The organism is Streptomyces sp. NPDC002698, assembly GCF_042888945.1.
In the GTDB taxonomy this organism is placed as follows: domain Bacteria; phylum Actinomycetota; class Actinomycetes; order Streptomycetales; family Streptomycetaceae; genus Streptomyces.
Genome location: NZ_JBIAQM010000011.1, coordinates 204,128 through 228,519, shown reverse-complemented (window position 1 = coordinate 228,519; position 24,392 = coordinate 204,128). Strand labels below are relative to the sequence as shown.

General features: G+C 72.4%; 20 protein-coding genes, 2 tRNA genes and 1 pseudogene. 9 read left to right on the top strand and 14 right to left on the bottom strand.

What is annotated here, in order from left to right:
• Window positions 1–42: 42 nt before the first annotated feature.
• The gene (locus tag ACFYW9_RS18485; RefSeq protein ID WP_389151065.1) at window positions 43–1,584 is read right to left on the bottom strand and encodes a M6 family metalloprotease domain-containing protein; all 1,542 of its coding nucleotides are present in this window, start codon (window positions 1,582–1,584) and stop codon (window positions 43–45) included.
• A gap of 353 nt (window positions 1,585–1,937) precedes the next feature.
• Here ACFYW9_RS18485 and ACFYW9_RS18480 point away from each other — a divergent pair, with 353 nt between their 5' ends.
• On the top strand, window positions 1,938–3,866 hold the full coding sequence (locus tag ACFYW9_RS18480; protein ID WP_389151062.1) for a putative bifunctional diguanylate cyclase/phosphodiesterase: 1,929 nt from the start codon (window positions 1,938–1,940) through the stop codon (window positions 3,864–3,866).
• On the opposite strand, the gene ACFYW9_RS18475 is transcribed toward ACFYW9_RS18480, so the two are convergent.
• From ACFYW9_RS18475 to ACFYW9_RS18465, 3 genes and pseudogenes are all read right to left on the bottom strand, one after another.
• Window positions 3,857–4,972: an LLM class flavin-dependent oxidoreductase gene (locus ACFYW9_RS18475; RefSeq protein ID WP_389151058.1), complete on the bottom strand. Its 1,116-nt coding sequence runs from the start codon at window positions 4,970–4,972 to the stop codon at window positions 3,857–3,859. The genes ACFYW9_RS18480 and ACFYW9_RS18475 overlap by 10 nt on opposite strands.
• 147 nt (window positions 4,973–5,119) lie before the next feature.
• Window positions 5,120–5,851 (bottom strand): decarboxylase, encoded by a 732-nt coding sequence (locus tag ACFYW9_RS18470; RefSeq protein WP_389151055.1) that lies wholly within the window; start codon window positions 5,849–5,851, stop codon window positions 5,120–5,122.
• Window positions 5,848–6,093: pseudogene (locus ACFYW9_RS18465) on the bottom strand (decarboxylase); the annotation flags it as partial. The gene ACFYW9_RS18470 and the pseudogene ACFYW9_RS18465, both read right to left, overlap by 4 nt.
• A gap of 308 nt (window positions 6,094–6,401) precedes the next feature.
• On the opposite strand from ACFYW9_RS18465, the gene ACFYW9_RS18460 reads away from it, so the two are divergent.
• The 7 genes from ACFYW9_RS18460 to ACFYW9_RS18430 all read left to right on the top strand — a co-directional run bounded on the left by ACFYW9_RS18460 (window position 6,402) and on the right by ACFYW9_RS18430 (window position 12,006).
• Window positions 6,402–7,385, top strand: a complete 984-nt coding sequence (locus ACFYW9_RS18460) for a D-2-hydroxyacid dehydrogenase (RefSeq protein WP_389151052.1) — start codon at window positions 6,402–6,404, stop codon at window positions 7,383–7,385.
• A gap of 155 nt (window positions 7,386–7,540) precedes the next feature.
• Entirely contained in the window at window positions 7,541–8,470 is a 930-nt protein-coding gene (gene ehuB / locus ACFYW9_RS18455; protein WP_389151049.1) for an ectoine/hydroxyectoine ABC transporter substrate-binding protein EhuB, read from the top strand.
• Window positions 8,467–9,207 carry an ectoine/hydroxyectoine ABC transporter permease subunit EhuC gene (gene ehuC, locus ACFYW9_RS18450; RefSeq protein ID WP_389151046.1) on the top strand — a complete coding sequence of 247 codons (741 nt, stop codon included), beginning with the start codon at window positions 8,467–8,469 and terminating at the stop codon, window positions 9,205–9,207. Before ehuB ends, ehuC begins: the two co-directional genes overlap by 4 nt.
• 100 nt (window positions 9,208–9,307) lie before the next feature.
• Window positions 9,308–9,958, top strand: coding sequence for an ectoine/hydroxyectoine ABC transporter permease subunit EhuD (ehuD, locus tag ACFYW9_RS18445; protein ID WP_389151043.1), 651 nt, complete (start codon window positions 9,308–9,310; stop codon window positions 9,956–9,958).
• Between the two features lie 43 nt (window positions 9,959–10,001).
• Window positions 10,002–10,784, top strand: a complete 783-nt coding sequence (ehuA, locus tag ACFYW9_RS18440) for an ectoine/hydroxyectoine ABC transporter ATP-binding protein EhuA (protein ID WP_389151148.1) — start codon at window positions 10,002–10,004, stop codon at window positions 10,782–10,784.
• Window positions 10,785–11,038: 254 nt separating this feature from the next.
• On the top strand, window positions 11,039–11,797 hold the full coding sequence (locus ACFYW9_RS18435) for an IclR family transcriptional regulator C-terminal domain-containing protein (RefSeq protein WP_326787561.1): 759 nt from the start codon (window positions 11,039–11,041) through the stop codon (window positions 11,795–11,797).
• 135 nt (window positions 11,798–11,932) lie between these two features.
• A tRNA-Lys gene (locus ACFYW9_RS18430) sits at window positions 11,933–12,006 on the top strand.
• A gap of 55 nt (window positions 12,007–12,061) precedes the next feature.
• Here ACFYW9_RS18430 and ACFYW9_RS18425 read toward each other — a convergent pair.
• The 6 genes from ACFYW9_RS18425 to ACFYW9_RS18400 all read right to left on the bottom strand — a co-directional run bounded on the left by ACFYW9_RS18425 (window position 12,062) and on the right by ACFYW9_RS18400 (window position 19,842).
• A complete protein-coding gene (locus tag ACFYW9_RS18425; protein WP_389151039.1) occupies window positions 12,062–13,387 on the bottom strand; it encodes a M18 family aminopeptidase in 1,326 nt (441 codons plus the stop codon).
• Window positions 13,388–13,911: 524 nt separating this feature from the next.
• Window positions 13,912–15,651 carry an AMP-binding protein gene (locus ACFYW9_RS18420; RefSeq protein WP_389151036.1) on the bottom strand — a complete coding sequence of 580 codons (1,740 nt, stop codon included), beginning with the start codon at window positions 15,649–15,651 and terminating at the stop codon, window positions 13,912–13,914.
• Window positions 15,652–15,720: 69 nt separating this feature from the next.
• Window positions 15,721–16,191: a DUF3592 domain-containing protein gene (locus ACFYW9_RS18415; protein ID WP_389151033.1), complete on the bottom strand. Its 471-nt coding sequence runs from the start codon at window positions 16,189–16,191 to the stop codon at window positions 15,721–15,723.
• A 139-nt stretch (window positions 16,192–16,330) separates the two neighbouring features.
• On the bottom strand, window positions 16,331–16,984 hold the full coding sequence (locus ACFYW9_RS18410) for a lytic polysaccharide monooxygenase (protein WP_389151030.1): 654 nt from the start codon (window positions 16,982–16,984) through the stop codon (window positions 16,331–16,333).
• 158 nt (window positions 16,985–17,142) lie between these two features.
• Window positions 17,143–18,441, bottom strand: a complete 1,299-nt coding sequence (locus tag ACFYW9_RS18405; protein ID WP_389151027.1) for an SPFH domain-containing protein — start codon at window positions 18,439–18,441, stop codon at window positions 17,143–17,145.
• 60 nt (window positions 18,442–18,501) lie between these two features.
• Entirely contained in the window at window positions 18,502–19,842 is a 1,341-nt protein-coding gene (locus ACFYW9_RS18400) for a peptidoglycan-binding protein (RefSeq protein ID WP_389151024.1), read from the bottom strand.
• 184 nt (window positions 19,843–20,026) lie between these two features.
• Here ACFYW9_RS18400 and ACFYW9_RS18395 point away from each other — a divergent pair.
• Window positions 20,027–20,100 (top strand) — tRNA-Lys (locus tag ACFYW9_RS18395).
• Window positions 20,101–20,555: 455 nt separating this feature from the next.
• Here the strand turns inward: ACFYW9_RS18395 and ACFYW9_RS18390 are convergent.
• The 4 genes from ACFYW9_RS18390 to ACFYW9_RS18375 all read right to left on the bottom strand — a co-directional run bounded on the left by ACFYW9_RS18390 (window position 20,556) and on the right by ACFYW9_RS18375 (window position 24,374).
• Entirely contained in the window at window positions 20,556–21,221 is a 666-nt protein-coding gene (locus ACFYW9_RS18390; RefSeq protein WP_351861754.1) for a class F sortase, read from the bottom strand.
• A gap of 1 nt (window position 21,222) precedes the next feature.
• Window positions 21,223–21,777, bottom strand: coding sequence for a hypothetical protein (locus ACFYW9_RS18385; protein WP_389151020.1), 555 nt, complete (start codon window positions 21,775–21,777; stop codon window positions 21,223–21,225).
• Between the two features lie 225 nt (window positions 21,778–22,002).
• Complete coding sequence (locus ACFYW9_RS18380) at window positions 22,003–22,782, bottom strand: HAD-IIA family hydrolase (RefSeq protein ID WP_389151017.1); 780 nt, start codon at window positions 22,780–22,782, stop codon at window positions 22,003–22,005.
• A gap of 110 nt (window positions 22,783–22,892) precedes the next feature.
• Entirely contained in the window at window positions 22,893–24,374 is a 1,482-nt protein-coding gene (locus ACFYW9_RS18375) for an alkaline phosphatase family protein (protein WP_389151145.1), read from the bottom strand.
• Between the last annotated feature and the right edge of the window lie 18 nt (window positions 24,375–24,392).

Here is a 24,392-nt window from a genome sequence, read left to right as displayed (position 1 = left end):
CGAGCGTCCCGCTCTCGTCGTTTCCGTGATCGCGGAGCCCGCTCAGCCCGTCGTGATCCGCACCGTCCAGGCCCCCGAGGCGCTCCGGTCCTCCGCCTGGACCCGGACGTTCGCGCCCGGCACCTCGAAGCTCTCCCCGAGGCGCACCGGGGCGTCCGCGAGCGGCGGGTACACCGAGTCCTCCCAGCAGGACTCGGAGCCGGGGTGCGCGTCGAGGACCTGGATGGGGCCGCTGCCCGACTCGGTCCGGCTGCGGACCCGGTAGACGAGGACGCCCCGCTCGCACGTCGACCTGTCGTTGCCCACCGGCCCCCTGGCCTCGAAGGCGATCGCGCTGTCCGGGCCCGTCGGGACCACCGCCAGCTTGGTGCCCCGGCCGACGCCGACGGTCCGCGATCCGGGGGGCGCCGCCACACCCACCGCGCTCGCGGACGTGCCCGGCGCGCCCGGACCACGCACGGACGTCCGCAGCCCGCCCGAGAGCGGCACCCGCGGCCCCTGCCAGGCCACCCCCGCCCCACTCGCGCCGGTCTTCCCGCTCGCCCCGCTCGACGCGGCCGGACCACTCGCCGCCGACGCGGCCGGGCCGGTCGCCAGCACCCCGGTGCCGGCGGCTCCCCGGGCGCTCGCGCCGGCCGAACCGACCGTGGAGTGCGCGGGTCCGGCCTCCAGCGGCTCCAGCGTCAGCCGGGTGGTGCCGGAGCCCAGTACGCACGCCACCTGGTGCGGTTCCAGCCACCCCAGCCGCCACTTGTGCCAGCCGAAGAGGTCGGGGGCGAGGCCGAACTGGCTGCCCATGAGGTCCCAGTCGCCCACATAGGTGTCCCAGTCGCCCTTGCCGTCGGTGGGGCGGTGGTAGAGATCGGGCAGGTCGAAGACATGGCCGGTCTCGTGCGCGAGGACGAGACGGTCCGGCGGGTGCTTCTCGAAGACCGTGACGACGCGCCGGATGTCCTTGCCGTCCGCGCGCAGAGGCGTGTCCAGGTTGACGACCTTCGTGGCGTCCGAGTCGACGCCCGGAGCGTCCGGGTCCGCGACGAAGTAGACGATGTCGTAGCGCGAGAAGTCGACCCGCGGGTCGGCCACGGCGAGGGCGTCGCGCAGATAGGCGGCACGGTCGCCGGCGTTCCAGTCGCGCTGTATGGCGTACGAGGTGGAGGCGTGCGGCATCTGGATCCAGGCGCGCCGGGGATGCGGCCGGACCGTGAACTTCCCGTACGAGGCCTGCTCGAAGAAGCGGCTGGTGGCCGGGAAGTAGTCGCCCGTCAGCTCGGCGGGCGTGGTGTGCGGGGTGGAGTCCGGGAAGGACAGGAAGACCATCACGGCGTCGAGGGGGCGGGTGGGGCGCACATAGGCGGCGTTCCAGGTGTCGGCGCCCTCCGAGTGGTGCGCCCCTGTCCGCGTCAGGGCGCAGGGCGACGCGAGGGGTTCGGCGAGCGCGTGGCCCGGCCCCAGGGAGGTCGCCGCGAGCGCGGTCATCGAGGTGAACATGGCCGCGGTGCTGCGCCAGCGGGGCGCCCCGTCGCGGGCGGGACCGCGCAGGAGCCCGCGAGCGAGAACCCTCAAGGGGAGCGGACGCGGCACGTCGACCTCCGGATGCGGTTGTGGGTCACCGCATCCAGCCTGATTGAATTTGTACTATTTCGCCCTGTTTGTCTGCACCGGAAGAGTGAGTGCCAGGGCCGGCCGACACCCCCGGACATGCACGGAACGTCACGTGCGGTCGACGGGACGGGGAACCGTCCGGATAACAGGCAGAAACGATCTGTCAGAACAGGGGGTTGTTCCTGGACACTGGACAGTGGCTGCACCGTTTCGGGGGCAGCCTCTATGATCGGCACACTTTCCTGCACGGACACGGCTTGTGCGGCCGCCCATCACCGGCCGACCGCCCCGAATGACCCATACGAAGAACGAGTGCACTGCGGGAGCGAGCGGTGAGCGGAACGTCCGAAGGGCCGGCGCCCGCGGGAGACCTCGTCCGGCCGGCCGTCACAGAACGTCACGTCGACACGTCTTCTCGTACGTCCGCCGGAACCTCTCCCGGCCCACCCGCCCCCTCCGTACCGTCCGTGGCGCCGGGGCCGCCTTCCGGGACACCGGCACCCCTGGCGGTTCCCGACGGAACGTCACTCCGTACCTTCCACGCGGCCTTCGCCACCGCTCCCCTCGCGATGGCCGTCGTCGACCGCGAGGGTCTCGTCGTCACCGCCAACGAGGCGCTGGGCACGCTGCTCGGCGCCGAGGCGCGGACGTTCACCGGGCGGGCCGCCGCCGACCTGGTGGACCTGGCCTCCGACGCCCGCACCTGGCACGCGTACCGCGAGATGCTGGGCGGCAGCCGGGCCCGGCTGCGCTGCACCCGCCGGCTCAAGCATCCCGACGGCCAGGTGATCTGGGCGCAGGTCACGATCGCGCCACTGCCCCCGCAGGAACGGGCGGTGCTGATCTCGGTCACCGACATCGGCGCGCGGCGCGAACTCCAGGCGCGGCTGCGCCACTTGCAGATGCACGACCCGGTGACCCGGCTGCCCAACCGCACCCTGTTCTTCGAGCGCCTCTCGGCGGCGCTGGAGGCGGAGGCGTACGAGGAGTGCGGCACCGGCCGGATCGGGCTCTGCTATCTGGACCTGGACGGGTTCAAGGCGGTCAACGACACACTCGGCCACCGGGTCGGGGACCGGCTGCTCGCGGCGGTCGCGGAGCGCCTGACGCGCTGCGCCGAGGAGGCCGGCCTCACGCGGGCGGCCAGTCCCCTGGTGGCCCGGCTGGGAGGGGACGAGTTCGCGCTGCTCGTCGAGGACTCCACGGGCACCGACCAGCTCGCGGATCTCGCCGAGTCCGTGCTGAAGTCGCTCCAGGCACCGTTCGACCTGTCGGGGCAGCGGCTGTCCCTGTCGGCGTCGATCGGGGTCGTCGAGCGGCGCGCCACCGGCACCACGGCGACCGGTCTGATGCAGGCCGCGGACACCACGCTGTACTGGGCGAAGGCGGACGGCAAAGGCCGCTGGACGCTCTTCGACCCGGAGCGCAACGCGCACCGCATGACCCGCCAGGCCCTGTCGTCCACTCTGCGCGCGGCCGTCGAGCGGGGTGAATTCGCCCTGGAGTACCAGCCGTTGGTGGGGATGGAGGACGGCGGTGTGCACGGGGTCGAGGCGCTGGTGCGCTGGAACCACCCGAGGTTCGGGACGCTGACCCCGAACCGGTTCATCGGACTGGCCGAGGAGGACGGCTCGATCGTCCAGCTCGGCCGCTGGGTGCTGGCCACCGCCTGCCGCCAGGCGCGCCGCTGGCAGCTCGACCGTCCGGGCGCCCCGCCGATCTTCGTCAGCGTCAATGTCGCCGTGCGCCAGGTCTGGGACTCCGACCTGGTGGCGGACGTGGCGAAGATCCTGGCGGAGACCGGACTGGCCCCGCATCTGCTCCAGTTGGAACTGACGGAGTCGGCGGTGATGGGTTCGGCGGGCCGTCCGCTCCAGGCGTTGCAGGCACTCAGCGACATGGGGGTCCGCATCGCCATCGACGATTTCGGCACCGGCTACTCGAACCTCGCCTACCTGAGCAGGCTCCCGGTGTCGGTGCTGAAGCTGGACGGCTCGTTCGTCCGCGGCTTCCAGTACGAGAACGCCGACGGTTCGTCCGCCCACCCCAACCCGGCCGACGAGGTCATCGTCGAGGCGCTCATCCAGCTCGCCCATCGGCTCGGCCTGACGGTCACCGCCGAATGCGTGGAGACCGCCTCGCAGGCGTCACGGCTGCGCGGGATCGGCTGCGACACCGGCCAGGGCTGGCTGTACTCCCGGCCGGTGGCGCCGGAACGCATCTCGGCGCTCCTGATGTCGGCGTCCTGCCCTCAGGCCTGAGTGGTCCGCGCCCCCGGCAACCCGTAGGCGTCCGCGATCAGTTCGTACGAGCGCAGCCGTACGTCGCCGCCGTGCGCGTTGCCCGTGATCATCAACTCGTCGGCGCCGGTGCGCTTCTGGAGGTCGTCGAGGCCGGCGCGCACCTCGTCGGCGGTGCCGTGGATGACGTTGGCGTTCCAGGATCCGACGAACTCCCGCTCCATCGGGCTGAATTCGTAGGCCTCCGCCTCCTCCGGGGTGGGCACGAGTCCGGGACGCCCGGTGCGCAGGCGGACCATGCTCAGCGCGGCCGCCAGCACCTGGCGGCGGGCCTCCTTCTCCTCGTCCGCGGCGAGCGCGGAGACGCCGATGAGGGCGTAGGGGGCGTCGAGGACCGCGCTCGGCCGGAAGGACTCGCGGTAGAGGTCGAGCGCCGGGACGGTGTTCTGCGCCGAGAAGTGGTGCGCGAAGGCGAACGGCAGGCCGAGGACCCCGGCGAGGCGGGCGCTGAAGCCGGAGGAGCCGAGCAGCCAGACCGGGGGCCGGTGCGGGGACTGGACGCCGCCCGGCGAGGTCGCCTGGACGGGGCCGGGGACGGCGTGGATGCGGGCGTAGGGGTGGCCGTCGGGGAAGTCGTCGTCCAGGAAGCGGGTGAGTTCCGCGAGCTGTTCGGGGAAGTCGTCGGCGCCCTCGCCCAGCCGCTGGGTGCGGCGCAGCGCGGCGGCCGTGGCGCCGTCCGTGCCCGGTGCCCTGCCGAGGCCCAGGTCGATGCGGCGCGGGGCCATCGCCTCCAGGGTGCCGAACTGCTCCGCGATGACCAGCGGGGCGTGGTTGGGGAGCATCACTCCGCCGGAACCCAGGCGGATGCGGTCCGTGTGGGCGGCCAGGTGGGCGAGGATCACCGCGGGCGAGGAGCTGGCCACGCCGGGCATCGAGTGGTGTTCGGCCACCCAGTAACGGTGGAAACCGCGGGACTCCGCGAGGCGGGCGATCTCGACGCTGGTGCGCAGCGCGTCGGTCGCGGTGCGGCCCGCGCCCACGGTGACCAGGTCCAGTACGGACAGGGGCACGGGGGCGGTGCCCTGTGCCGTACCTCGGATCTCGTCCGTCTCGGCCGTCTCGTCCACCGGGGTGCCTCCTGTTGCGTACGCGATGGTGTCCTCGCCATACGAACAGGAGGCTGTCTCCGCTTATTCCCTTCGGGTGGGCGGGGAGCGCCCCGGGACGGGGGCGGGGAAGCCTGGTCCCGCCCCCGTCCCGGCCCGTCCCGTTCTTCACGCCTGGACGATGGGTTCCCTGGTGAAGAGGGTGCCGAGGGCCGGGGCGTTCACGCGGCGGCCCGTCAGGCGCAGGGCCTCCCAGACCGTGACCTGGTTCGCGGTGAGGACCGGTTTGGCGAGCTCCTTCTCCAGGGCCGTGAGATGGGAGACGGTGTGCAGGGCCGTGTCGGGGAGGAGGATCGCGTCGGCGTCCGGGTGGTCCGCCTCCCGGGCCAGCGCGAGGACCTCGCCGTAGTCCCAGCCGGCGGCCTCGGCGGCGGTGACGACACCGGAGCCGCGCACCGCGGCCACCTCCGTGCCGGTCTCCTTCAGGAACCCCGCGAAGAGCGCGGCCACGTCGTCGGGGTAGGTCGCCCCGATCGCGACCCGCCTCGCCCCGAGCTCCCGCACCGCGTGGGTGAAGGCGAAGGACGTCGAGGAGGCGGGCAGCCCGGCCGCCCTGGCGAGGCCGCGGACCTGCTCGTGGGCGCCCTGTACCCCGAACACGAAACTGCCGCCCGTACACGCCCAGACCACGGCCTCCGCGCCGGACAGGCGCAGCTCCTCGACGCCCGCCGCGAGGCGGTGTGCCGAGCCCCTCTCGAGGAGCGCGTCCACGCGGTGGGCGTCCTCCTCCATGTCCGTGTGCACGACGGTCAGGCGGATGTCGCTGCCGAGCAGCTGCTCGACGCGCGGGTAGTCGTCCTCGGCCGAGTGGCCCGGGTAGAGGAATCCGAGTGCGGTCATGCCCAACCTTCCTGTTCTTCGGGAAGTACGGGTCCCCGGCGGGCGGCCTGATCAATCAGCCGCCGGCAGGGGCCCACCGCCCGGGTACCCAGTTGGCGCAACGCCGCCCACATCGTCACCTGGTTGGCCGAGATCACCGGTATCCGCAGTTCCGCCTCCAACTGGGGGACGACGTCGTACGTCGGGAGGTCGGCGCAGCTCACGAAGAGGGCGTCCGCCGCCCCGCGCGCGGGGCGGCGGGCCACATCGCCCGCTCCCCGGCGAGCCCGCCGACGAAGCCGCCGGACGCGCACGCGTACGCGACGACCCCGCGCCGCGGACGCGGACCGCCGGGAAAGGAAACGTCCGTGGCAGACACCGGCCTCGAAGAGGGGAACGGGCGGCAACGGACCGTATGCGAGGCCGTGTTGACGAAGGTAGGTTCGGGTGCGAGCGTGGCCAATCCGCCCATCTCGGACGGCTCGGATCCCGTTCGCCGCACGTCTCCCCGGTCATTTCGCCCCAGGATCTCCCAGAGAAGCGGACTCCCCTTGCGAAACGGTTTCCTCCGATGAACGCCCGTGTGTCCCCCGGCGCGTCCGGCCCGTCGGACCGGGCCACGCTGCTCGTCCTGGACGCCGACCCGCTCCCCCGGCTGGGCCGGCTCACCGGCCGGGTGCGGATCGAGCACGCCGACGAGTCCACGCTCGCGGAGCGGCTGCCGCACGCGGACGTGCTGCTCGTGTGGGACTTCACCTCGGGGGCCGTACGCCGCGCCTGGCCGGGCGAGGGGCCCCGGCCGCGCTGGGTGCACACCGCGAGCGCGGGCGTGGACCATCTGATGTGTCCCGAGCTCGCCGCCTCCGACACGGTGGTGACCAACGCGCGCGGCGTCTTCGACCGGCCGATCGCCGAGTACGTGGCCGCTCTGGTCCTCGCCATGGCGAAGGATCTTCCGCGGACCTGGGACCTCCAGCGGCGGCACGAGTGGCGGCACCGCGAGTCGCAGCGGGTGGCCGGGACCCGTGCCTGCGTGGTGGGGTCGGGGCCGATCGGGCGGGCGATCGTGCGCACCCTCAAGGCGCTCGACGTCACCACGGCGCTGGTGGGACGCGTCCCGCGCACCGGGATCCACGGTCCCGGGGAGCTGGACCGGCTGATGGCGCGCGCCGACTGGGTGGTGTCGGCGGCGCCGCTCACCGCGGAGACACGCGGCATGTTCGACGCCCGGCGCTTCGGGATGATGCAGCCCTCGGCCCGCTTCGTCAATGTCGGGCGCGGGCAGCTCGTCGTCGAGGAGGCGCTCGCCGAGGCGCTGTCGAAACGGTGGATCGCGGGCGCGGCCCTCGATGTCTTCCGGCACGAACCCCTCGGCCGCGACAGCCCGTTGTGGGACGTCCCGGGTCTGATCGTGTCGCCGCACATGAGCGGGGACACCGCCGGCTGGCGGGACGAACTGGGTGAGCAGTTCGTGGAGCTGTACGAGCGCTGGGCGGCGGGCAGGCCGCTGTCGAACGTGGTCGACAAGAAGCGCGGGTACGTGCCCGGACACTGAACCGTCCCGGAGGGACTCAGGTCGTATCCGCTCGTATCCGCGCCGGGAGGGCCGGTCCGGAACCGACCGGGCCGACGCCTCACAACTCCTCGGCCGCCGGCGCAAGGCTGAATCCGGTCCGAATACATCGCATGGTCTCGGGTAGCCGCGCGGCCATGGCTCCACCACTTGAGAACGCACGTGCGAACACAACGGGAAACAAGAGACATCCGTCCGGGACGACCCGCCGGTCGCTGCTCGCGGGGGTCGCGGCGCTCGGCGCGCTCGGCGCCGCCGGCTGCAGTCGCGTGGCCACGGCGTCGTCGAGGGACGGCGGGGATCTCCTCGACCGGCTGAGGGCGCAGGGCGTCGTCCGTCTCGGCATCGCGGGCGAGATCCCCTTCGGCTACATCGACCGGGACGGCGAACTGACCGGCGAGGCACCGGAACTCGCCAAGGCCGTCTTCGAACGGCTGGGCGTCGACCGGGTCCAGCCCGTGCCGACCGAGTTCGGATCCCTCATACCCGGGCTCAACTCCCAGCAGTTCGACGTCGTCTCCGCCGGGATGTACATCAACGCCGAACGCTGCGAACAGGTCATCTTCGCCGACCCGGACTACCAGATGCTCGACGCGTTCATCGTGCGCAAGGGCAACCCGAAGGGGCTGCACGACTACCGGGACGTCGTGGCGAAGAAGGCCAGGTTCGCGACCGGGACCGGCTACGCGGAGATCCGGTACGCCGTCGAGGCCGGGTACGAGGAGAGCGACATCCTGATCGTGCCCGACCAGGTGGCGGGGCTGAACGCGGTCGAGGCGGGGCGCGCCGACGTCTTCGCGGGGACGGCGCTGACCGTCCGCGAGGTCGTGCGGAACTCCGCGAGGGCCGAGAGCACCAAGGCCTTCGCGCCGCTGGTCAAGGGCAAGCCGCACGTCGACGGCGGTGGATTCGCGTTCCGTTCGCCGGAGACGCGACTGCGGGACGCCTTCAACGTCGAGCTGCGGAGGATGAAGGCGAGCGGCGAACTCTTCCGCATCCTGCGGCCGTTCGGCTTCACCAGGGCCGAGATGACCGACATGACCGCGAAGGAGCTGTGCCGCGGATGACATCGGGACTCTGGAAACTCGTCCTCGAAGGGATCTGGGTCACCGTCCAACTGCTGTTCTTCAGCGCGCTGCTGGCCGGAGCCATGTCCTTCCTGGCAGGAATCGCGCGTACGTCGAACCGGTGGGCCGTCCGCTTCCTCGCGGGCTTGTACACCGAGGTGTTCCGCGGCACCTCCGCGCTGATCATGATCTTCTGGGTGTACTTCGTGCTGCCGCTCGCCTTCGGCTGGCAGCTCGTCCCGCTGTGGGCGGGCACCCTGGCGCTGGGGCTGACCTACGGGGCGTACGGCTCCGAGATCGTGCGCGGCGCGCTGAACGCGGTCGACCCGGCCCAGCGCGAGGGCGGTATCGCGCTCAGTTTCACCCCCGGGCAGCGGATGCGGCTGATCCTGCTGCCGCAGGCGGTACCGGAGATGATCCCGCCCTTCTCCAACCTGCTGGTCGAACTGCTCAAGGGCACGGCACTCGTCTCCGTGATGGGGATGGGCGACCTGACCTTCAGCGCCAACCTGGTGCGGCTCGCCCTCCAGCAGAGCGCGGAGGTCTACACGTACGTCCTGCTCATCTACTTCGTCATCGCCTTCCTGCTCACCCGGCTGATGCGCGGCCTGGAGAAGCGGCTGAAGGCCGGGGTCGGCAGGGCACCGCACAGCAGGCCGGCCCGCGAGGCGAAGCGGGCCGCGACGACCGGTGCCGGCGCGGGTGCGGGTGCCGCCGCGGGCGGAGGCGCCTCATGAGCACCACACCCCTCACCTCGACGCCCCTCAGCGCCACTCGCCCCGACGCCACACCCCTCGGCGCCACGCCCCTCATGAAGACGACGATCGGTGGTGCCTCGTGACCTGGGACTGGAGCGCCGTCGGCGACTTCATGCCGCACTTCCGGGACGGTCTGCTGGTCACCCTCGAGGCGCTGGCCCTCGGCTCGGTGATCTCGTTCGTTCTCGGCCTGGTGTGGGCGCTGCTGATGCGGGCGCCGACGCGCTGGGTGCGCTGGCCGGTCGGGGTGGCCACCGAGTTCGTGCGCAACACCCCGCTGCTGGTGCAGCTGTTCTTCCTCTTCTACGTGCTGCCCGAGTGGAACATCACGTTCTCCGCGCTGACCACTGGTGTGATCGCGATCGGGCTGCACTACTCGACGTACACGATGCAGGTCTACCGGGCCGGTATCGAGGGCGTGCCCGCCGGCCAGTGGGAGGCGGCCACGGCGCTCGGCCTGCCCGCGCGGCGCACCTGGACGGCGGTGATCCTGCCGCAGGCGGTCCGCCGTGTGGTGCCGGCGCTCGGCAACTACGTCATCGCGATGCTCAAGGACACCCCGATGCTGATGACGATCACCGTGCTGGAGATGCTGGGCGAGGCGCGGCTGTACTCGCAGCAGCACTTCCAGTTCACGGAGCCGCTCACGGTCATCGGCGTGGCCTTCATCCTCATTTCCTACCCGGCTTCCCTGCTGCTGCGAGCCCTGGAGCGACGCCTTGTCCGCTGACACGAACGCCGACACGAACACCGGCCCGAACGCCGGCCCCGACATCGAGACCGGCCCCTTGAAGGACCTCGCCAACCCTCCGGTGGACGGCAGCGAGCTGATCCGCTTCGACAAGGTCACCAAGCGCTTCGGGGACAACACCGTCCTCGACGGGCTCGACTTCCGCGTCGACTCCGGCAGGCACGTCACGCTGATCGGCCCGTCCGGTTCCGGCAAGACGACGATCCTGCGGCTGCTGATGACCCTGGCCCGGCCGGACGAGGGCACGATCACGGTCGCCGGGGACCGGTTGTTCCCCGCGCGGGGGAAGCAGGTCCGCGAGGTCCGCAAGAAGATCGGGATGGTCTTCCAGCAGTTCAACCTGTTCCCGAACATGAGCGTGCTGCGCAACGTCACCGAGGCGCCCGTGACCGTGCTCGGCCTGTCCCGGGACGAGGCCGAGGAACGGGCCCGGGAACTGCTGGACCTGGTCGGTCTCGCGGACAAGTGCGACGAGCGGCCGGGCCGGCTGTCCGGCGGCCAGCAGCAGCGCGTGGCCATCGCCCGCGCGCTGGCGATGCGGCCGCGGATCCTGCTGCTGGACGAGGTGACGTCCGCGCTCGACCCCGAACTCGTCGCGGGCGTCCTCGACGTCCTGCGTGACATCGCCCACACCACGGACATCACGATGCTCTGCGTGACCCACGAGATGAATTTCGCCAGGGACATCTCGGACCAGGTGCTCATGTTCGATTCTGGCCATGTCATCGAATCCGGTCCGCCGGAGCGGATCTTCGGCGACCCGGAGCACGAGCGGACCAGGGAGTTCCTCGGCGCGGTCCTCTGACGACCGGGAGCGAACGGGGGGGCGGGGGGACGGCACGCGCGGCAAGGCGCGAGGTCCGGCCGGTGGGGCATGCCTGAAGGGTCATGCCATTGGCATATGCCAGGGTGGCGCGCTCCTGCTGAGAGGCGTGGGGCGCGCCACCAATCTCGTCAACAGACCACCACAGATGGCGCCTTGACCGTTATCGTGTAATGGGCCCAGGTGTCCGGGCCGACGTCATTTTTGAGCCGGACCATGAAGCGCAGGGGGAAACCGTGGCGCTGATGAACGAGCCGACCGCGCCGTACCACTCGGCCCAGGACGCGCTGCGCGTCCTGGAGACCGTGTCGCAGCACACGACCGGCGTCACCGCGAACGAACTCGCCCGCCAGGCCGGCCTCGGCGCCGACCGGCTGACCGCACTGCTGCGCATGCTGCGCCGGGAGGGCTACGTCGAGCAGGTCACGGACGGCGCGTACGTCACCGGCGCCGCCCTCGGCCGTCTCGGTTCCGCCCACGGCCGCGAGCAGGCGCTGCGCGACAAACTCCAGCAGACGATCGACCGGCTCCGCGACTCGGTCGGCGCGGCGATCTACATCAGCCGCTACATCGACGGCGAGGTGCACGTCACCCAGTACGCGGAGAGCCCGTCCACCCCCGCGGTCAACGAATGGGTCGACTTCCGCTCCTCCGCCCACGCCAGCGCGGTCGGCAAGAGCCTTCTCGGCCAGCTCGACCACAACGGCCGCCGCGACCACCTCGCCCGCCACAAGATGGCCCGGCTCACCTCGCGGACCATCACCAGCGAGCGGCTCCTGCTGTCCCGTCTCGACTCCCAGCCGGCCACCGTGCCCGTCCTCGACCTCCAGGAGTACGCGATCGGCACGGTCTGCGCGGCGGTCCCGATCACCGCCGGCTCCTCCGTCGGCTGCCTCGCCCTCTCCCTGCCGGTCGAGCACGCCCATCGGCTCCGCCGCGCCGCGGACACGCTGAACCGCGGCGCGACTCCGGTACTGCTCTCCCTCGCGATCTGACGGCCGCCACCGGGCCCGTACGGGGTCCGCGGCCGTGGTCCGTGCGAGCGGTGCGCGCGGCTGGTCGGAAGCACCCCCGCGGACCAGGTAGTATTTCTTTCGTCGCCGACCGCGAAAGCGGAAGGCGAGAGTCATGCGCCGCTAGCTCAGTTGGTTAGAGCAGCTGACTCTTAATCAGCGGGTCCGGGGTTCGAGTCCCTGGCGGCGCACATCGGTGAAGGCCCTCCACTTCGGTGGGGGGCCTTCACGCATGTCCGGACAACCTCAGGCGCCTCCGGTCACCCCGGTCCGCTCCGCCGTGACGAACTCGGTCAGCACCCGCGCCAGCAGCTCCGGATCCCGTGCCCCGCACAGTTCACGCGCCGAGTGCATGGACAGCCCGGCCACCCCCACGTCGACGGTCGTCACACCGAGGCGGGCCGCGGTGACCGGACCGATCGACGTCCCGCACGGCATCGCGTTGTGGGAGACGAACGGCTGCCACGGCACCCCCGCCCGTTCGCACGCGGCGGCGAAGGCGGCGACACCGACGCCGTCGCTGGCGTACCGCTGGTTGACGTTGACCTTGATCACGGGGCCGCCGTTGGGCAGCGGGCGGTGGTCCGGGTCGTGGCGTTCGGCGTAGTTGGGGTGGACCGCGTGGGTCATGTCGGAGGAGACGCACAGGGCGTCGGCGAGGGCGCGGTCGAAGTCCTCCGGCCCGCCGCCCCTGGCGGTCACGGCGCGGCCGAGCACCCGTTCCAGGAAGGGGCTCTGGGCACCGGACTCCGATCCGTTGCCGACCTCCTCGTGGTCGAAGGCGGCCAGCACCGGTATGAACGCGGGCGGCCGTTCCGAGCCGGCCGCGGCGACCAGGGCGGTGACACCCGCGTGCACCGAGATCTGGTTGTCGAGGCGCGGGGCGACGATGAACTCCTCGTCCGCCCCCAGGTATCCGGGTGGCTGGATGTCGTGCAGCATGAGGTCCCAGCCGAGGACCTCCGTGGCGTCGGCGCCCGCCTCGTCCGCGATCCGGCCGAGCAGGGCGCCGGGCGCGGAGCCACCGAGCCCCCACAGCGGGGTCATGTGCCGCTGCCGGTCCAGGGCGAGCCCCTCGTTCACGGCCCGGTCCAGGTGGATGGCGAGCTGCGGCACCCGCAGCAGCGGCTTGTCGACGCGGACCAGCCGGGTCGAACCGTCCCGCAGGGCCAGCCGCCCCGAGACACCCAGGTCCCGGTCGAGCCAGGTGTTGAGCGGCACTCCGCCGTAGATCTCCACGGCGATCTGCCGCCACCCCGCCGAGCCGGTGTCCGGCGTGGGCTTGACCCGCAGGTTCGGCGAGTCGGTGTGCGTGCCGACGATCCGGAACGGGGTGCCGGCCGGGGCGTCCGGTGGGACGTACCAGGCCACCAGCGCTCCCCCGCGCACGACATAACGGCCCCCTTCGGCTCCGGCCGTCCACTCGTCCCGCTCCCGCAGCTCCGCGAAACCCGCCTTCTCCAGGCGCTGCGCCGCGCTCGCCACCACGTGGTACGGCGAGGGGCTGGCTCTGACGAAGCTGAACAGGTCGTCGTTGTGTCCGCGGTCGAGCGTGTCATGCGTGGGGGACATGAGTGCCTTTCGGGAGCCGTCGAGGGGTGGGTGGGGGTGGGGGACCACGCCGCCGGACGCGCGGTTCGGCCGGGGCGACGGTCCTGCCGGGAGGCGGCCTGGGACCCAGGGGCATGACACCCTCCCGACCGGGTCCGGGCCTCGGCACACGCGACACCACCGACGTCACGCACATCACCGAGGTCATGGACATCACCGAGGTCACCGACGGCACCGGCGCGGACGTGGGCCGGGGCGGCAGCGCCCCGCGGCTTCCGTGTCCGCGACCCGGATCAGGCAACGCAACGCCCTTCTTCCCTCGGTTCGGGGCTCTGGCGCACAGGCCCCTCGGCACACGTGCCCGGATATCCTCCCCGCGGAAAGCGGCCGGGATGCCTCAAGTCCCGACCGTTCGCAAGACACCACCGGACGCCACCGGACACCCACCGGCCCCGCGAACCATCGGGCCGAGGCCACCGGACACCGCGCCCACCCCGCCCCGCCCCGCCCCGCTTGAGCGGCGGTCCCCCGAACCGGCCCCGAGGTCAGCGCGTCAGCAGTTCCTCCCGCCCGTGCGCCCGGTACTGGGCCACCAGCCCGGCCGTGTCCGTCGCCGTCAGCCTCCGGTACGTCTCCTCGCCCGGGGGCCGCCACCACACCGGGTCGGCGCAGTGGAAGCCCTCGCGCCTCAGGGCCACCCGGTGGATCTTGTTGGTGGCGGTGACGGGCATCCGCTCCACGAGACGCAGGAACCGGGGTGCCATCTTCGTGCCCAGATCCGGCTGGGCGCGCAGGAACGCGGCGAAGGGCGAGGGGCCGAAGCGCGCGCCGTCCTTGAGGGCCAGTGTCGCCATCACCTGGTCGCCCGCCACCGGATCCGGCACGGCGTACACCGCGACGGCGGCGGCGTCCTCGTACCGGGCCAGGATGTTCTCGATCATCGCGGCGGCGAGGTTCTCGCTGTCGACGCGCAGCCGGTCGTCGGCCCGTCCGGCGAAGTAGAGGAAGCCGTCGGCGTCGCGGTAGAAGAGGTCACCGGTCCAGAACCAGTCCTCCCCGGCCTCACCGCTCCCCGTCCCCGCCTCCCCTGCTCCGGCGTTCCCCGTCCCCGCCTCCCCCGGCCCCGGTGACGCCCCCCGGCGCCGGGCCGCCTCGGCTCCGGGATTGCGCCAGTACCCCTCGAAGAGACTGGCGCCCCGGTTCACCAGCTCGCCTATCGCGTCCGCGCCGTTGAGCAGACGCCCGTCCCCGGCGAAGACGGCCGGCGGACACTCGCGCCGGGTGTCCGGGTCGAGCACCGCGAGGTCGTCGGCGGGCGCCGCCCGGCCGATCGCCCCGGCCGGGGTGCCGGGCGTGCGCTGGATGGCGGCGCCGCCCTCCGAGGAGCCGTACCCCTCGACGAGCCGTACCCCGAACCGCTTCTCGAAGGCGGCCGCGTCGACCGCTCCGGCCTCCGTCCCGAACCCCAGGCGCAGCGGGTTGTCGCGGTCGTCGGGGCGGGCGGGCGTGGCCAGCAGATATTGCACGGCACGGCCGACATAGGTGAAGTACGTGGCCCCGCAGGCCCGTACGTCGGGCAGGAACCCGGAGGCCGAGAAGCGGCGCCGCAGCGCGATCCCCGCGCCGGCCGCCAGCGCGGGAGCCCAGTCGGCGATCACCGCGTTGCCGTGGAACATCGGCATGCAGATGTAGTGGGTGTCGTCCGCGCGCACCCCGAAGTGGCCGACGAGCGACCGCCCTGCCGCGGCGATCCTGCCCTGGGTGCAGATCGCGGCCTTGGGCGCGCCGGTCGAACCGGACGTGAACAGCAGCAGGAAACGGCTGTCCGGACGCGCCCCGCCGTCGTCCGGACGCGCGCCCTCGTACGTCCTCAGGAGCTCGGCGTAGGCGTCCGTATCGGTCACCAGGACGTGCAGGCCGGGCAGTTCGAGTCCGTCGAGAAGCGGAACATGGGCCCGCTCGGTGACCAGGACGCGGCACTCGGTGTGCCGGATGTCCCGGGCCAGTTCGGGTCCGCGCCGGGTCGGGTTGATCCCCGCGACGGCGGCACCGGCGAGGGCGGCCGCGCCCAACCACAGTGGATACTCAGGGGTGTTGTCGAGCAGCACCCCCACATGCGGCTCCGCGCCCGGCGGCAGCAGCTCGCCGAGCAGCGCCGCCCGCGCCGCCGCGCCCTCCGCGACCTGGTGATGGCTGATGGCCCCGCCTTCGAACCACAGTCCCGGCCGGTGGTCACCCCACCGCTCCCGCACGAGCTCCCCGACGGTGCGCCTGCTGGCTCCCATGACAGTGCAAGGTAATTGACGGATCGTCAGATGTGGAGAGCACGGACGTGCCGGCTCGGCGCGCGCCCCTCAGATCCCGCCGAAGAGCGCGTCGCCGCTCGCGGACATCTCGTGGTACGTGATCATGAAGCCGACGCAGAAGGCGATGATCACACCGAAGAACGCCAACGTGACCAGGGTGCCCGCGGCCACCCTGGCCCGGCTCGGCTCGTGGGCCGTGGCCTTGTCGGGGTGCTGGGCGGTGTAGTGCACGGTGACGATGTCGCCCTCGACGACCGTCCGGCGCCCGTTGCTCTCCTCGAAGCGGACGGCACGGCCGTCGCGCGTCGTGAACTCGTAGACGTGGTGCAGGGTCGTGGTGACGGAGGTGTCGTTCCCGCCCCCGCTGACCGTCGTGTACGAGCGCAGACAGCGCGCCTCCGCGGTCAGTCCGCTGTCCCAGGCGCTGCGCAGCTCCAGCGAGCGGCGGACCACCTTGGCCGCCGCGAACAGCACCACCGCGATGATCAGCCCGGGCAGGGCATAGAAGAACACACTCATGACGATCCCCCGTCGGTCGGAAACGTTTCCCCGCACGCCGACCTGGTCGAGTCGACGTGCGGGGAACATACCCGCACCGAGGGCGTCCGCGCCTCAAGGAAGGCTCAGAACCGGGGCCTTGGGCGTGCGGGCACGTGCCTCAGAACGTGACGTCCGCGCAGGAGTAGAACGCGTTCGTCGTGTCCGCGACCGTCCACACCCCGAGGATGACGTGGTGTCCGCTCCTGCCGCCGGGCAGGGTGCCGGTGTGCGAGAGCGTGGACGGGGGGCGCTGTCCGTTGTAGGGGACCGTCAGGAACGGGGTGGTCTCCAGGTCGGCGCGGGTCAGCGCGTGGTTCTGGTTCCAGCCGGTCTTGGTGATGAAGTACTTGAAGTCGGTCGTCGCGTGCATCGCGGTGAACTGCCAGCGGAAGCCGTAGGTCTGTCCCGCGGTCACCTTGGTCGTCGGCCAGGCCGTACCCGCGGGGGTCCTGGGCTGGTCGAGCTGGCCGAAGTTGGTGTGGTTCGCGGAACAGATCCGGCCGTCGGCCGGGCCCGCCGCCGGGAAGCCCTTGAGGCCCTCGACGCTCTGCGGCTCCCACTGGATGTCACCGCAGTTGGCCACGATGCCGCCGTTCGCGGCGCACATCTTCTGCCGGCTGAGGGGCTGGTCGGTGTAGCCGTGGGCGCTGGCTCCGCCCGTGGAGAGCACGAAAGTACCCGCCGTGGCGAGACCGAGCGCCGCCGCGTACAACTTCGCTTTCCCGCCGGTGCGGGACCGGCCGGTGAGGTTCTGGTTCGTCCGTTTGCGCATGCTGCCGCTCCTGGAGGACGTGGGGGATGTTCCCGTGAGGCGCCCGCGCGAGGTTCAGGTCTAGACCAAGTACCAGATTATTGCGAGTAGTTGAACATGTCCATACCAATGCCCGACCCGACCGGCCGCCCCGCCCGAGCCACGCGGAAGCACGAGGCCTACGAGGACACCTCCCCGCGCCCCGTGCAGAACGCCACCGTCAAGTCCTTCACCAACGCCTTGCGTTCGTAGTCGTCCAGTTCGACCAGCCCGCGCAGGGTCAGCCGGGTCACCGTGTCCTCGACCGAGTCGACGACCGAGCCGAGCACGCTGTCGCGGTGCTGGGCGTCCAGGGCCGCGATCCGGCGGCGCTGCATCACGGCGGCGATCTCCGGCGCGTACTCGATCCGGGTGGGCTGCGCGGAGAACACCTCCAGACCGACGGGAGCCGTGTCCGCGGCCACCATCCGGGTCAGCGACTCGCCGACCGCGTCCGTGTTGCGCAGGGTCAGGTCCCTGATCACGGCGGGCGGCAGCTCGGCCGGCAGCTGGGAGAGCACCCGCGAGAGCGCCGCCTCCACGCATTCGCGCAGATACGTCCGGTGGTCGTCGACCGCGAGGGTGGCCCGCGCGGTGTCCTTGACGCGCCACACCACGAGCACGACCACCCGCAGCTCGACCCCGTTCGCGTCGACCACGGACATCGGCTCGCTGCGCCAGTGCCGCAGCCTCACATCGACCCGGCGGCGCAGCACCAGCGGGTTGACCCACATCAGACCGGTGCGCCGGACCGTACCGCGATAACGCCCGAACAGACCGAGCACCCAGGCCCGCCCGGTCCGGCCGCGGGCGAGACCGCCGAAGCCGAACAGACCGAGCGCGCCCGCCCCGGCGTAAGCGGCCCATTGCGCGGGGCCGAGTCCGGTGCCCGTGTGGCCGTGCAGCTCCAGCGCCGCCAGCACGGAGGGCGGCAGCAGACCCGCCCACCAGGTGGTGAGGGCGCATCCGGCCGCACCACAGGCCCCGGCCAGCACACCCGCCGCGCCGGGCAGCACCCGTGCCGGCCGTTCGACCAGCTCGGGGTCGGCCTCCGGCACCGGGCGCGGAGGCCGGCCGGGCGCGGGCCGCCGGATCCTCGGCTGCTCCCCGGTACCGCGCCGGCGGCCCACGACGGCGGGCGCGAGCGGCACGGACACCGGGTCCGGGTCGTCGCGGAAGAGCAGGTGAACGGGGATCTCGGTGGTGGCCTCGTTGTGGATGAGCCGGGCGGACCGGTGACCGCCGCCGCCCTCGGCCCCCGCACCGGACCACTGACCGCCGCCGCCCTCGGCCCCCGCACCGGACCACTGACCACCGCCGCCCTCAGCCGCCGTGCCGGGCCGCCGACCGCCGCCGTCGTCGTCGGCCGCCGTGCCGGGCCGGGGTTCCCCCGGAGGTGCTCCCTCGGACTCCGGGGTGTCTGACGTCGTCGCACTCATAGCTGCCTCCATGCCTCCGCGCCTGGAAGTGTGTTCACGGGCCGTGGGGAACCCGGCCGCTCAGGAGAAGAGCCGCCGCCAGGTCTCCGGTCCCGGGTAGCCGTCCGCCGCCCCGCCGCGCCAGCCCTGCGCCCGCTGGAACGCCTCGACGTTGCGCCGGTCCGCCTCGCCCCAGCGCGGCCCCGGACCGGACGTGTAGTACGTGCCGAACCCCTTCTCGACCAGCCGCTTCCCCAGCTCGGTCACCTGGGCGTCGTTCGCTCCGGGCCGGAACACCGCGCGTCCCGGATAGCCGGGCACGGCGTGCGGGGAACCCGGGCCGGCCGTCACGGCGGGGATGTTCCTGCCCTTCCCGCCCACCAGGTACGACCAGGTCGTCGGCCCCGGCAGCCCGTCCGCGTCGGCGCCCTTCCAGCCCTGCGCCCGCTGGAACGCCCGGGTGGCCCGCTTGTCCGCGGCCGACCAGCGCGGTCCCGGTCCCCCGGTGTAGAAGCGGCGCCCGCCCCGGTCCGCCAGGAGCCGGCCGAGCTGGGTGACGTACGCGTTGTTCGCGCCGGTCCCGAAGTACGCGGCCCCCGGATAACGGGTCGACGTGGACGGCGGCGACCCGCCCGCGCCCTCGGTGATCCCCCGGTGGCGATAGGGCACGTAGTGGTCCGAGTTCGTCCAGTACGCGTACGGAGTGGACTGCTTCCTGGCACGCGGCGGGCTCTGCTCGTAGGCGACGTACTGGGTGTGCGTGTAGTCCGTCCAGCCGCCGAAGACGACGACGTGCGAGCCCTTCTCGGGGCTGTCGGGGTTGTGGAAGAGCAGGATGTCGCCCGGCTGGAGCCGGTCCCGGGTGATCCGCACCCCGAAGCCGCCGAGGCTGCCGGTCCACTCGTTGCCCGGCAGGTTCCAGGCCATCGAGACGAAGCCCGAGCAGTCCTGCCGGTACCCGTCCCGCCAGTAGGCGTCCACGCTGTACGGCACCTGCGCGTCGATCCATGCCGTGGCACGGCTGATGATCGCGGCCCGCGTGGTGGCGGGCGCCCGTACCGTCTGCCCCGGTCCGGCGGGCGGCGCGGGCTTCCCCGCCGGGCCGTACAGCGGCGCCCGGCGGCCCTGGGGGGTGCCGTCGTGTCCGTCGGCCGGGGGAAGACCGGGCCGGACGGGTCCGTGCACGGCGGCGGCCGCCGGGACCGCGCCGAGGGCGGTACCCGCCGTGGCGGCCAGCGCGAGCGCCATGGGGGTTCGCGCGACCCCCGCCAGGCCGAGGACACGGGCACGGGCCGCCGGATGGCCCAGGGTGCCGGACGGCCCGGGCCGCGAGGAGACGGGCAGGACCCGCCGCCGGTGAACGCATCCGGGGCAGTCACAGTCACTCGCGGGATCGACCTCCTCGAACACCGGAGTCTTCATGCGACGCCCCTCACACTCCAGATTGAAATGTCCGCAATTCTGCACATTCGTCAGTTTCTCAACTGGCATCCGGCGCCGCACGCTGACGGTCCGAATGATGTACGGGACCGCCCCCACCTGCCCCGGAGCCGCCCACCTGGTCGGAAGCACCCCCGAGGGTCGGGTAGAGTTTTCCCGTCAGCAGGCGCCGCTAGCTCAGTTGGTTAGAGCAGCTGACTCTTAATCAGCGGGTCCGGGGTTCGAGTCCCTGGCGGCGCACCGACCGGAGGGCCTCCTCGTGAGAACGAGGGGGCCCTTCGTCATGTCCGGAGGCCGAGGGGCGGAAGCCGCGAGAGGCAGGGGCCCGGCGCCGTCCGTCGCGGAATCGGCGTCAAAGAATTGGCGCCAAACAGTCTAGGAACCACGGCGCTCACCCGTTCCAGGGTGACCTCAAGTGGCCTTCGGACCAGGTCAGTCGCTCCGGCCCGACCGCGTCACTCCGGTGGGCGGGCCCCGAACCTCCCGCGCCGACGCCGGGTTGCTCCCGCAGCCCGTGCGCGTGCGGTCGAGGACCGGCCCGGTCGGCGGCTTCGGGGAGCCGGCCGTCGACCGGGCCCGGTACCACCCACGGGCACCCCTCCTCACCACCCGACCCGGCGAACACGCCCGGCTCACCACCCACCCCACCGGGCACGCTCCGGCTCACGGCCGACACCGGCCGGACACCTTCCGTCTCACACCCCGCTCCCCGTGAGGTACGCCGAGACGACCACGTTCGCCGTGTAGCTGCCGTCGGCCCGGTCGAAGGTTCCGCCACAGGTGATCAGCCGCAGCTCGGCCCGCCCGGACTCCCGTACGCCATAGGCCTGCCGGGCATCGAAATGGTCACGCGGCAGAACCTGGACGTCGTCCACGGTGAACTCGGCGACCGTCCCGTCGTCGCGCATGACCCGGACGGTGTCACCGGGCTTGACGGCGCTGAGCCGGTAGAAGACCGCGGGCCGGGTCTCGGTGTCGACGTGGCCGACCATCAGCGCCGCCCCCGCGGCCCCCGGCTTCGCCCCCGACGCGTACCAGCCGACGACACCCGGCTGGTCGAACGGCGGCGGATCGATGGCACCCCGCCCGTCGAGCCCGCGGGCCACGACGGGCGCCTGCACGCCCATCGAGGGAATGTCGACGCGCTGCGGACGGGCGCTGCCGAGGGGCTTGAGCGCGGGGGGCAGCCGCACCTCCGGCGGCCTGCCGACGGCGGCGACGTCCCCCGTGGTCGGTGCCGACGTCCCCAGCCGCAGATCCGTCACCTCGCGGCCCCACAGCCACAGCCCGAGCAGCAGGACCAGCCAGGCCACACCGGTCAGCAGACGGCCGGTGCCGGGGGAACGCTCCCGTTCGGACATGTCAGTCGCGGCCGTCGTCGCCCCGGCGCGTGCCGCGGACCGCCACGGCGATCGCGGCGACGCTCGCGAGGACCAGGCCGACCACGGCCTGCCTGGTGCCGGGTCCGGCCGCGTGGGCGTCGTCCGCCGCGGCGAGGCGGGCGGTTCCGCCGCCGCCCGCGTTCACCGGCGCGACCGGAGAGGCGGGCGTGGCGACGCTCGGGGAGGAGTCGCGTGCCGGGACGGTGAGCGTGCCCTTGACCCGCTCGTGGTGGCCGTCGCAGTCGACCTGGATGCCGTAGTCGCCGGGCCGCAGCGCGGTACGGACGCGGGTGTCACCGACGAGTCCGCCGCCGCCCCCGCCGGTCAGCCGCGCGTCCGAGACGAACGCGTTCGACGCCGCGGTGCCCGTCCGGCCCGCACAGCCCATGGCCCGCAGCCGGATGTCACTGCCCGCGGCCGGGGACGCCGGGTTCACGGAGACACCGTCCGGTCCCGCGTCGGCCGCGTACGCGGCGGGCGTGAACGCCGCGGCGACCGCCGCCCCGGCACAGAGAGTGAGTCGCATCGAGCGCATCGTGAAACCTCCAGACAACTGGAGACTCCCCCTCGGGGCGGCGGCCCGCATCTTCAGGGGGCCGCCGCTGCTCCGTACGGGTCTGTGCGCGGCGCCGGGGGTTTGGGACCGGCTCGGCGCGCTCCGCGACCAGGACCGGGTCCCGGAGGTGCTCGCCGCGGCCGGGCTCCGGACCCGGGTCACGGCCGTGCGGCCCGCGGCCGGGCGGGCGTCCGGGGCGGTGGCTCAGACGCGGTCGACGAGGTCCGCGATCGAGTCGACGATCTTCGACGGCCGGTACGGGTACCGCTCGATCTCCTCGGGCGTGGTCAGCCCGGTCAGGACGAGGAAGGTCTGCATCCCCGCCTCCAGACCGGCCAGCACGTCGGTGTCCATCCGGTCGCCGATCATGGCGCTGGACTCCGAGTGCGCGCCGATGGCGTTCAGGCCGGTCCTCATCATCAGCGGGTTCGGCTTGCCCGCGAAGTACGGCTGCTTGCCGCTGGCCTTGGTGATCAGCGCGGCGACCGCTCCGGTGGCCGGCAGCGGGCCCTCGGTGGACGGGCCGGTCTCGTCCGGGTTGGTCGCGATGAACCGGGCGCCGCCCTTGATCAGCCTGACCGCCTTGGTCATGGCCTCGAAGGAGTACGTACGGGTCTCGCCGAGGACCACGTAGTCCGGCTCGTGGTCGGTCAGGACGTACCCGATGTCGTGCAGCGCGGTGGTCAGGCCCGCCTCGCCGATGACGTACGCCGTGCCGCCGGGCCGCTGGTCGTCCAGGAACTCGGCGGTGGCGAGGGCGGAGGTCCAGATGTTCTCGACCGGCACGTCCAGGCCCATGCGGTTGAGCCTGGCGTGCAGGTCGCGTGCCGTGTAGATGGAGTTGTTCGTCAGGACCAGGAAGGGCTTCCCGGACTCCCGCAGTCTCTTGATGAAGGCGTCGGCACCGGGGATGGGCACACCTTCGTGGATGAGGACGCCGTCCATGTCGGTGAGCCACGACTCGATCGGCTTGCGCTCTGACATGTGCTGGGTCTCCTGCCGTCCTGGCGTACGTACGCACTCGGTCCGCGGGCGCCGGAACGACACTGTGCCGACGCCCTCAGCCTAGTCAGGACGGTGCGGTGCCGGTCCGGTCAGACCGGTTTCACCGACACTCCGTCGATCACCCAGTACCAGTTGTTGCCGCCGGTGTAGCGGAACCGCACGCGCGCGGTCGTGGCACCCGCCGGGACCTGGAGGGTCAGCTTCTCCACGCGGGAGGACGTGTCGGCGGTGTACGTCTTCACGCCGACCGGCGCGGCACCGTCGTAGGAGACGAGCACCTCGCCCTTCTGCGGGGACTCCTGGCGGTAGTAGGTGGTGTACGTGAGGGTGGCGGCGGCGCCCCCGGTGACCGGGTACGCGGGGCTGACGAGTGTGGAGTCGAAGGTGCCCGAGAACGTCTTGTCCTGCCATTCGTCGCCGTCGGCCACGGCGAACACGTTGCGCGCGCGGACGTTGCTCTCGCGGTTCTGGCCGGCCTGCGCCTTCGTCCAGAACTCGTCCGTGGTGAAGGACCAGCCGCGCCACTCGGTGACGCCGCCCGTGCCCATGGCGGAGTTGTCGACCGACCAGCCGCTCGGCGGGGTGTGCGTGAAGCCGATCACCGAGGCGCCGATGCCGGTCTCGTCGACGCGGGTGGCGAGCTGCGGGCGCAGCGTGTCGAAGTCGTCCGGGACGGGCTGTTGCACGGGCCGTCCGTCGAGGCCCCAGGCCGGGTCGATCGCGACGCCCAGGTGGGCGAGGGCGGAGGCGGCGATGTCGGGCATCTTGACGTCGTGGCGCACCGATCCGGCGGCCAGGGCCGCGCCGGTCGCGATCATGAAGGTCTGCCGTTCGGGCGTGCTGGAGCCTCCGTGGCCGCCCGCGTCGGTGTGCCCGTGGTCGGCGGTGATCATGATCAGCCAGTCCTCGGAGGCGTACGTGGCACGGGCCTTGACCGCGGCGACCAGCTGACCGACCTGGGTGTCGACGCCGTGGATGGCGTCCAGGTACCGGGAGCTGGCGGCGCCGTAACTGTGGCCCGCGTGGTCGACGTTGTCGAGCTGGACGAACACCGCGTCCGGGTCGGCGTCGCGCAACCGGGCCACGGCACGCGAGGTGGTGCCGGTGTCGTACTCGGTGCCCGGGGTGGACACGCGGGTGTCGACCTTGGAGGAGAAGACCGTGTCGGTCAGGGGCGCCCAGGAGGAGACGGCGTACGTCGACAGGGACGGATCGGCGGTCTCGATCCGGGTGAGGAAGTCCGGGTACTGCGCGAACTTCTGGCCGGTGAAGGTGTTGTCCTTGACGTTGTGCTTGTCGGGCCAGACGCCGGTGATGATCGTGGACCAGCCGGGGCCGGAGAGGGTGGGCGCGAACGGGTTGGCGTAGATGCTGCTGGGCGCGGTGAGGCCCGCGGCCATCAGGGCGTCGAGGTTGGGGGCGTCGGCGTCCTTGACGCGGTCCAGCAGGGTGCCGTCGAGGCCGATGACGAGGACCTTGGGAGTCCTGGCGGCGGCTCGGGCTACGGAGGCGAGGGGGCCGGCGGCCAGGGCGAGACCGGCCGCGGAGGCGAGCAGGGAGCGACGGGACATGCGTGACGACACGTGATC

Excerpts from the sequence above, each read along its gene's own strand:
- ACFYW9_RS18470 (WP_389151055.1), bottom strand. The coding sequence starts at position 5,851 with ATGACCGCACTCGGATTCCTCTACCCGGGCCACTCGGCCGAGGACGAC.
- ACFYW9_RS18460 (WP_389151052.1), top strand. The coding sequence starts at position 6,402 with ATGAACGCCCGTGTGTCCCCCGGCGCGTCCGGCCCGTCGGACCGGGCC.
- ehuB (WP_389151049.1), top strand. The coding sequence starts at position 7,541 with ATGGCTCCACCACTTGAGAACGCACGTGCGAACACAACGGGAAACAAG.
- ehuC (WP_389151046.1), top strand. The coding sequence starts at position 8,467 with ATGACATCGGGACTCTGGAAACTCGTCCTCGAAGGGATCTGGGTCACC.
- ACFYW9_RS18425 (WP_389151039.1), bottom strand. The coding sequence starts at position 13,387 with ATGTCCCCCACGCATGACACGCTCGACCGCGGACACAACGACGACCTG.
- ACFYW9_RS18420 (WP_389151036.1), bottom strand. The coding sequence starts at position 15,651 with ATGGGAGCCAGCAGGCGCACCGTCGGGGAGCTCGTGCGGGAGCGGTGG.
- ACFYW9_RS18415 (WP_389151033.1), bottom strand. The coding sequence starts at position 16,191 with ATGAGTGTGTTCTTCTATGCCCTGCCCGGGCTGATCATCGCGGTGGTG.
- ACFYW9_RS18410 (WP_389151030.1), bottom strand. The coding sequence starts at position 16,984 with ATGCGCAAACGGACGAACCAGAACCTCACCGGCCGGTCCCGCACCGGC.
- ACFYW9_RS18405 (WP_389151027.1), bottom strand. The coding sequence starts at position 18,441 with ATGAGTGCGACGACGTCAGACACCCCGGAGTCCGAGGGAGCACCTCCG.
- ACFYW9_RS18400 (WP_389151024.1), bottom strand. The coding sequence starts at position 19,842 with ATGAAGACTCCGGTGTTCGAGGAGGTCGATCCCGCGAGTGACTGTGAC.
- ACFYW9_RS18390 (WP_351861754.1), bottom strand. The coding sequence starts at position 21,221 with ATGTCCGAACGGGAGCGTTCCCCCGGCACCGGCCGTCTGCTGACCGGT.
- ACFYW9_RS18385 (WP_389151020.1), bottom strand. The coding sequence starts at position 21,777 with ATGCGCTCGATGCGACTCACTCTCTGTGCCGGGGCGGCGGTCGCCGCG.
- ACFYW9_RS18380 (WP_389151017.1), bottom strand. The coding sequence starts at position 22,782 with ATGTCAGAGCGCAAGCCGATCGAGTCGTGGCTCACCGACATGGACGGC.
- ACFYW9_RS18375 (WP_389151145.1), bottom strand. The coding sequence starts at position 24,374 with ATGTCCCGTCGCTCCCTGCTCGCCTCCGCGGCCGGTCTCGCCCTGGCC.